This window comes from Haliscomenobacter sp. (genome assembly GCF_041740695.1).
Classification (GTDB): Bacteria; Bacteroidota; Bacteroidia; order Chitinophagales; family Saprospiraceae; genus Haliscomenobacter.
In genome coordinates, this window is sequence record NZ_JBGSLK010000120.1 from 1 (window position 1) to 6,925 (window position 6,925).

Consider the following 6,925-nt stretch of genomic DNA (forward strand, 5'->3'; position numbering starts at 1 on the left):
AATCAGCTAAAATCTTTCATCAAGCTATCGTCCAAGCTATGTTCGACATTAATCATTGTCCGGTTCGTAAAGATGAGCTCAAATCTCTTTTAACATTAAACTTTCAGTCATTTGCACAAATCCTCACTCCGTGAGGTATAAATAAAATAAATCACATAAAAATGTCTAAAAAAAGAGCCTTGATCACCGGGGTGACTGGCCAGGATGGTGCCTACCTCAGTGAGTTGTTGTTGGCAAAAGGGTACGAAGTACACGGCATTAAACGCCGCTCTTCCTTGTTCAATACCACCCGCATTGATCACCTTTATCAAGATCCTCACGAGGGAGATTTGACTTTTTTCTTGCATTACGGCGATTTGACCGATTCGACGAATATCATTCGCATCGTTCAGGAAGTGCAACCCGATGAAATCTACAACCTGGGTGCACAATCCCACGTACAGGTTAGTTTTGAATCGCCAGAATACACCGCCAATGCCGATGGAACTGGGGCGCTCCGGCTCTTGGAAGCCATTCGTCTTTTGGGTATGGAGAAACAAACGAAGTTTTATCAGGCCTCCACTTCCGAATTGTATGGCTTGGTGCAAGAAGTACCCCAAACCGAGCGTACCCCTTTTTACCCTCGATCGCCCTACGGAGTGGCCAAATTGTATGCCTATTGGATCACGGTCAACTACCGCGAGGCGTACAACATGTATGCTTGCAACGGCATTTTGTTCAACCACGAAAGCCCCCTCAGAGGCGAGACCTTCGTGACCCGCAAAATAACCCGTGCAGTGGCCAAGATTGGGTTGGGTTTGCAAGACAAACTCTACCTCGGCAACCTGGACGCCCGCCGCGACTGGGGCCACGCCAAAGACTACGTCGAAGCCATGTGGCTGATGCTTCAACAGCCCGTGCCCGAGGATTTTGTGATCTCCACCGGTGTGGCCACCAGTGTTCGCGATTTTGTGCGCCTGGCCTTTCAGGAGATCGGGGTGGAACTCGAGTTCAGGGGAGCCGGACGGGAGGAAATCGGCATTGTGGCGGAGTCGCACAATTCGGAGTTTTTCTTGCGTCCAGGGCGGGAAGTTGTGGCCATTGATCCACGTTATTTCCGTCCGGCCGAAGTGGAGCTTTTAATCGGGGATAGCACAAAAGCCAGGGAAAAATTGGGCTGGATACCCAACTATGGCTTGGCGGGACTCGTCCAGGAGATGGTAGCCTCAGATTTGGAATTGTTCCAACAGAACCGAGTGCTCCGAGAAGCTGGTTTTATGGTAAAAAATGAATTTGAATAAAAAAATGCACCTCAAAAATGGAACTGTCAAGCAAAATTTACGTTGCTGGTCACCGCGGAATGGTCGGCTCTGCACTCATTAGAAACCTGGAAAAAAAGGGATATCACAATTTGGTGGTTCGAACATCAAACGAACTTGACTTGCGCAATCCCGATCAGGTCAATGCGTTTTTTCAACTTGAGCAACCCGGGTACCTTTTCTTGGCTGCGGCCAAGGTTGGCGGCATTTTGGCCAACAATACCTATCGGGCCGATTTTTTGTATGACAACCTGATGATCCAGAACAACGTCATCCATGCAGCGCATGCGTACGGGGTGAAAAAATTGTTGTTCCTGGGTTCTTCGTGCATTTACCCCAAGTTGGCCCCGCAACCGCTGAAAGAAGAGTACCTACTGTCAGGCTTCCTTGAATCGACCAACGAGCCCTATGCAATCGCCAAAATCGCCGGCATCAAACTTTGTGAGGCATATCGAAGCCAGTACGGCTGCAACTTTATTTCCGCGATGCCTACCAACTTGTACGGGCCCAACGACAATTACGATTTGCAGACGAGCCATGTATTGCCCGCCCTGATCCGAAAATTCCACGAGGCAAAAGTCAATGGTGACTCCAGCGTCGAAATTTGGGGTACAGGAACACCCCTGCGGGAATTCCTGCACGTGGACGATCTGGCTGAAGCCTGCCTTTTTTTGATGCTCCACTACAATGAAGCCAGCCACATCAACATTGGAACTGGGGAAGATCAATCCATACTGGCTTTGGCGCAGCTCATCCGCTCAATCGTGGGCTTCAATGGGGAAATTAAGTTGAATCGATCCCAACCGGATGGCACGCCCCGCAAATTGCTCGACGTGTCGAAAATTCATGCGCTTGGCTGGAAGCATACGATTGAGTTGCACGAGGGGATTGAAGGGGTTTATAGAAAGAGGGCTCTATTTGCTGAGGTATGAGAGATTAGCAGTTATTGCCGTGAATGATGGGTCCAGACGCAATCCAGCCGTTTACCTAGCATTTTCCTCCTCCACAGCCTGCTCCACCCTCTTCGCCGCCTTATTGAACCGATTGATAAAGGTACAATGCTGACAAAAATCTTCTACCAATACGCCATTCAAAAAACCATTGCGCATCTTTGTAAACCGCTCGCTATTGAGAATCTCTTGCAAGGTTTGTTCTTTGACATTGCCCAAATTGATCACCGCATTTTTGTCCAAACAACAAGGAACCACCGAACCGTCTGCGTGGATGCCAATGTGATTGACGGCGCCATGACAACGTCCTTGGGTGCCCTGATGGGGCAATAAAAAAGAGGGCCATTCAAACCGGGAATCAAAATGCAGGTAAAGCCTGTTCCAAATTCGTTTGGATTTGATCAAACCTAGCTCGAGGTTTCGGTTGATCTCTAGGTTGAAGTAGGCTTCGATTTTTGTGTAGATGTCCTCATTGTCCGCCGCGTTGCTTTCCTGATTCCACAATCTAAAATTGGTGTACAGGGCAGGTCTTAGCTCATGAGCCGATTGTACGAACTCAAAGATGGGCAAGAGGTAAGGCTCAATGTCCCGATCCGGAAAATTGTCTTTGAAAGCCTGCAAGGAGAAGTTGACTTGTCGAACACAGCTGGCGTTGATGAGCTGATCCTTGTATTTTTTGATCAAAATGCCATTGGTGGTCAGGTCGATTTGGGTATTGTACTGTTCACAAATCTCCAATATTTGTAAAAACTTAGGATGAGCCAGTGGTTCCCCCATCAGGTGCAAACAGACGATTTCAGTCAGGGGCGCTACTTGTTTCAGGATGGCCTCAAATTCAGCAGGGTCCATTAATTTTTTGTCTTTTTCGACCACCGGACAAAAAGAGCACTGCACATTGCAGATATTGGAGATTTCAAGGTAGATTCTTTTGAACATGAGTCTGTTTGGTCTCAATTCGGTTCAACAGGTTGGTAATGAGTGGGGCGAAGGTCTAAAAAGTTTTTGGCATTAAGCAATCTTACTCTTTCATTACCTCAAATTTAGCAACAGCCATAACATCGTCCCAACTAAACCGGATTTCACCATTGCTTTTTGTTTCAACAATTTCAATAGTAAATTGCTCCCTGATTTTTTTGGTTTTTTCAATTGGAATAACAACTTGAGCAAAGTCTTTGCTTCTGTTAGGGTCTGTAGGCCAGGATTTTACATCGGTACTGAAGATAAGTGACCATTCCTCCTTTTTGGGTATGGTATAAATGCTGTATTTGCCTTTGGGAATTAAAGTGTTCCCTACCTTAATGTCATTTTGAATGGTCAAAACTGTTGGCCCATTTGCGCCAGTTCTCCACAAGGTGTCATAAGGCACTACCCCACCAAATATAGATCTTCCACGTTTGTATGGCCTTCCATAAGTGAGGCTAATCTTTGAGCCTTGTATTTCAGTTTGAATGGTTTCGGTAGGAGATGGAATCCCAATTCCTTTTGTCTTGGCCATTCTTTTGGCAATCTCGTCAATATTAATGGGGGCATGATTGGTGACATAATAGTTCCAGGGTGTACCTATCCCATCAACACCGAGGATTTTTCCAGCATGATCAATTTTGATTTTAGTGTATTCCAGAAAAGGGCCGCCAAAAATGATGGTATCCTTATTGAGGAAATGAACCCCTATGTCGTAAACCCCAATATTGTGATTGATCATTTTTAGGGGAAGTTCCTGCTGTCCGGATTGAACCAATCGCCTGCACTGCCATTCCATCAAGGAAATAAATGGAACCCAACCTCCAACAAAATCTACTTTTGAAGCCGGATGCTTGTAAATTTTTTCAGCACTTTCTCCAATAATTGAATTGTAGTAGGTGCAAGTGTCATTTTTGCAGTTCATGTTTAACCGGTATTCAAATGCACCAGACTTCGCCGAAAAAGGAACGGAACTGTTGAAAGGGTTCATTGCCGAAACATTAAATTCCCTGATGCTGCCATCCGGGTAAAAATGAATGCTGAATTCGCCAATATAATCCTCTGGCACTCGAACAAAGGCTTTCCCGTAAAGATGGTTGTTAATTAGGGTGTAGGTCTCAACGAGGACGGTATCTACCCCCATGCGGCCTATAAAGGAGGCTGTATAGAGTTTGTTTGTTTGGCTAAAGCTATTGGTCCCAAAAAAAATAAAGACCAGCACAATCACGATTTTCGTTGAGGTACTCATGACATGATGTTTTTCGATTTGAATTGATTGGGTTGTAGTACATCCACACGGTTTACCCACCAAAGTCGACAAAGCAAAACTCGAATTGCTTCTTCTACTTGGCTTTTGCCAGGGTATATTTCCCTATGGACTCAATTTTATTTCGTCTTCAAGTGTTTTCAAATGAACCAAACGTGCCAGGTTTTGAAATATAATTCAATGCCAGTATTGCTGTAGCTGTGCGTAGTGTGGTAGCCCATTCCCATGCTGCCATCTCCGAAATCCCATTGATAGCCAAAGCTACAATTGCTTTGGCAATTTTCAGTATTGATATTGGCTACAAAATGCGAGGTGTTTTGCACGTAAAGGGAGTCATCACTGTCAATCCGAAAACCACAATATGGTATGTTGCGGTGTTTTTTATGGCATCAATCCAGGCTTCTCCTTAAAATGAATCTTTTTCCAACATGGCTTTGGTGTTTTAGTGGTTTTCATTTGTCGGTTCATAATAAAGCGTTATGGCACCACCACTAAAGGTCTTAGTCTTTATGAGTTTAAGAATGGTTCTATCGTGCATGTTTTCAAACAATGGCAAACCGCCTCCAGCCACTACCGGGTGAACACAAAGTTGGTATTCATCAATCAAATTGAGTTTCATTAGCTGTACAATTAAACTCCGACTGCCCACTAAAATGGCTGCACCCGCTTGTTGTTTGAGTGCTAAAACTTCTTCTTCAAGAGTTTGATTTGACAATTTAGCACTGTCCCATTCTACATTTTTCAGCGTATGTGAAAAGACAATTTTGGGAACCTTGTCTATGGCCAGAGCAAAGTCGTCCATTGATTTTTCACCTGAAGGATTTTTTACCAGAGGTTGCCAATATTCCATCAATTGATAGGTGATTCTGCCGTATAGAATCGCACCTGCGTCATTTAAGAGTTCCGTGTAATGTTGATGTATTTCTTCATCTGGCAGGCCTGCCGTATGGTCGCAAACCCCGTCAAGGGTCATATTGATGGCTGCAATGAGTTTTTTCATGTGATCGAACGTTTGGCTTCCCACGCATTCAACGCTTAGGAAGCAATTTTCGGGAAGCGATTGTTCCCAATACTTTCAGGCTCTGAACTTTAGATTGTTTTTGACTTTCTCCCATTCGATGATCCTTAAACGCTCATTCGTTTTTATTTCATCCTCCAATTGCTTGGCGTACAACTTCCACCAATAGATTGCGGGAATGACATTCCCACAATGTTTTTCTAATCGATACACCAGCTCATTATTGGGATTGTCTCTTCCATTGAGGAGCCTGCTTAGTTTAGTTGGATGAAGATCAATCTCCACAGCAAAGTCCTTTTGGCTTCGACCAATTAGTTTGATGTACTGCTCTAACTGGTGTGCAAATGAAAATTCTTTTTCAAAATCACTTCGCCCAAGATAATCTTGGATCAGTAATTTCATGCGCATCAGTGCCGACAACAACCTTTGTTCCTCAGTGCTTTCCTTTAGAGCTTTTAAGCGTAAGGCTCTGAATTCTGCCTCAATAGCCTCTTTTTCCTGCTCTTCCAAATCGGCTGGAAACACGTAGCCTTCTACAATCTCCTGATCAGTGAATTGTTTGCTCAACTCCCGATAGATATTTTCATTATTTTTCATCTCCAAGGTATTGGTCAATGACACGTTTTGATTGTTCATGCGCTAACGCAAGTAGTCTTCCATACTGGCGAAACCCATATTTTTCTTGGTACAAATCAATCAACCTGGTCTTTGGCAACAAAGAAACGAACCCTTCGTATCCTTTTCTGAAGGCAATGCCGCAAGCAAAGCCAATCAAACAGCCAGCAATGTTATCCAGGGTTTTCCCTTGACCTACCTGCTCTTTGATTACCTCAATCAGGCTGATGTGAATTCTCAGCTCTGCCGGATGATCAATCAAAGAAAGTAAACCTAGAATTTTTGTTTCTTCACCTTTCAAGCAGATTTTATACACATCATGCTTTTCTTCAACTGACCAGTCAAAGACAAACCCTTTTCCTTTCTTAACCTTTTGAAAGTCCTTAGGCTCAATCTCCAGGATAATCGCTTCAACTAAATCACCAGACGATGTGTCGATTAGTTTCATCTTACTTTTGCTTCAAAAGGCAGTATTATTGCAAATATCGTAAATTTTATTTACTGAATCAATAATTTTTTGAGTTATTGTGAATGGTTGCTTACCTGTCACACTGTCGCGTTTAGCGAGCGGTTGTAAGGTAAGTATTGTTCGATGTTGTATTGTGTTTATTTTCTATGCAATGAATTTAATATAGTGTAAGAAATCTCTGTTTCATTATCTCTATCCATGTGCAAGAAGGCGTTGTTGCATGAATCTCCGCTAAAAAAATAGGCTGATCCGGTTAAATTTGCTTTTGCGAAGAAAAACCCAACCAAAACCAGCCCATGTCAAAGATAGCAAAAGCAGATCAGGGAAGCAACAAGCCAAAGCAAAAAT

8 protein-coding genes are annotated in these 6,925 nt (G+C 43.8%); 2 read left to right on the forward strand and 6 right to left on the reverse strand.

What is annotated here, in order from left to right; all coding sequences use genetic code 11:
- The first annotated feature begins 161 nt into the window (after positions 1 to 161).
- Both gmd and ACEW9O_RS24515 read left to right on the forward strand, forming a co-directional pair.
- Positions 162 to 1,280, forward strand: coding sequence for a GDP-mannose 4,6-dehydratase (gene gmd, locus ACEW9O_RS24510; protein WP_373552859.1), 1,119 nt, complete (start codon positions 162 to 164; stop codon positions 1,278 to 1,280).
- Between the two features lie 17 nt (positions 1,281 to 1,297).
- The gene (locus ACEW9O_RS24515; protein ID WP_373552860.1) at positions 1,298 to 2,230 is read left to right on the forward strand and encodes a GDP-L-fucose synthase family protein; all 933 of its coding nucleotides are present in this window, start codon (positions 1,298 to 1,300) and stop codon (positions 2,228 to 2,230) included.
- Positions 2,231 to 2,281: 51 nt separating this feature from the next.
- On the opposite strand, the gene ACEW9O_RS24520 is transcribed toward ACEW9O_RS24515, so the two are convergent.
- From ACEW9O_RS24520 to ACEW9O_RS24545, 6 genes are all read right to left on the reverse strand, one after another.
- Positions 2,282 to 3,184, reverse strand: a complete 903-nt coding sequence (locus ACEW9O_RS24520) for a radical SAM/SPASM domain-containing protein (RefSeq protein WP_373552861.1) — start codon at positions 3,182 to 3,184, stop codon at positions 2,282 to 2,284.
- A gap of 82 nt (positions 3,185 to 3,266) precedes the next feature.
- Positions 3,267 to 4,529: a DUF2911 domain-containing protein gene (locus tag ACEW9O_RS24525; protein ID WP_373552862.1), complete on the reverse strand. Its 1,263-nt coding sequence runs from the start codon at positions 4,527 to 4,529 to the stop codon at positions 3,267 to 3,269.
- Between the two features lie 86 nt (positions 4,530 to 4,615).
- Positions 4,616 to 4,798, reverse strand: coding sequence for a hypothetical protein (locus tag ACEW9O_RS24530; RefSeq protein WP_373552863.1), 183 nt, complete (start codon positions 4,796 to 4,798; stop codon positions 4,616 to 4,618).
- 119 nt (positions 4,799 to 4,917) lie between these two features.
- Positions 4,918 to 5,475 (reverse strand): dihydrofolate reductase family protein, encoded by a 558-nt coding sequence (locus ACEW9O_RS24535; RefSeq protein WP_373552864.1) that lies wholly within the window; start codon positions 5,473 to 5,475, stop codon positions 4,918 to 4,920.
- 75 nt (positions 5,476 to 5,550) lie between these two features.
- On the reverse strand, positions 5,551 to 6,090 hold the full coding sequence (locus ACEW9O_RS24540) for a helix-turn-helix domain-containing protein (protein ID WP_373552865.1): 540 nt from the start codon (positions 6,088 to 6,090) through the stop codon (positions 5,551 to 5,553).
- Complete coding sequence (locus tag ACEW9O_RS24545) at positions 6,080 to 6,556, reverse strand: hypothetical protein (RefSeq protein WP_373552866.1); 477 nt, start codon at positions 6,554 to 6,556, stop codon at positions 6,080 to 6,082. The genes ACEW9O_RS24540 and ACEW9O_RS24545 overlap by 11 nt, the downstream gene beginning before the upstream one ends.
- Positions 6,557 to 6,925: the final 369 nt, after the last annotated feature.